Consider the following 1,073-nt stretch of genomic DNA (forward strand, 5'->3'; position numbering starts at 1 on the left):
TAAAGATTTGCTTATCAGAACTATTCGTGAAATTGGACAATTAGGATTTTTTGATCCTGAAACTATTGAACCCAAATTCAAAAATGTTGATGCGGCAGCTGGAACTGTTGATATAGAATATCCTTTGACAGAAAAAGGAGCCAGTCAAATAGAATTGCAAGGTGGTTATGGTGGAGGTGGTTTCATAGGGACTTTAGGACTGTCGTTTAATAATTTTTCTGCCAGAAATCTATTTAAGAAAGAAGCTTATAAACCCCTTCCTATGGGTGATGGTCAAAAAGTATCACTACGATTACAAGCAAGTTCGTACTATAGAACCTACAGTCTTTCGTTTTCAGAACCATGGTTTGGAAAAAGAAAACCGGTACAATTAAACACTTCGTTATCTTACACAAGTCAGTATTACAATAATTTTCAAACTCAAAGAGTAGACAAAAGTAGAAGTTTTAACATCTTAACAATTTCAGCAGGTATTTACAAAAGACTTACCATTCCTGATGATTACTTCGGATTATCACAAACTATAAGTTACCAACATTACGACTTAAAAAATTATAATACAGGTCTATTTACTTTTGGCGATGGAGCATCAAGAAACTTAGCTTATACAATAGGATTTTCGCGTAGCAACAAAGGAATCAATCCAATATTTCCAATATATGGTGCAGAATTTAGTTTAACAGGTAAATTTACACTGCCTTACTCTTTATTTAATGGTGTGGATTATGCAACCTTAGGCGATCAAAAAGAATATAAATACATTTATTCTGGACCTTCATACACCGGAAATAATGGAATTAGAGTAAATAATGGAGATTACTTAGAGGCTATTCCAAGTACAACAAATCCGACACCAAGCAGTGTTGCAGATTATAAAGATGGTGCTGCTGACCCTGCAAAAGTAGATCAGAAAAAATACAATTGGCTAGAATATTACAAAGTAAAATTCAAAGCAGATTGGTACACAAAAGTAGCTGGAACAAATAAGAGTCCATTAGTTTTAAGGTCATTAATCGAATTTGGTTTCTTAGGGGCTTATAATCAAGAAAGAGGAATTATTCCTTTCGAAAGAT

Annotated in this window: 1 protein-coding gene; it reads left to right on the forward strand. The window is 33.6% G+C overall.

Features of this window, described 5'->3' with window-relative positions; translation table 11 throughout:
* The coding region (locus tag EKL98_RS17150; protein WP_148104479.1) for a BamA/TamA family outer membrane protein at positions 1-1,073 on the forward strand (1,073 nt) is incomplete at both ends.

Source organism: Flavobacterium bomense, assembly GCF_003970355.1.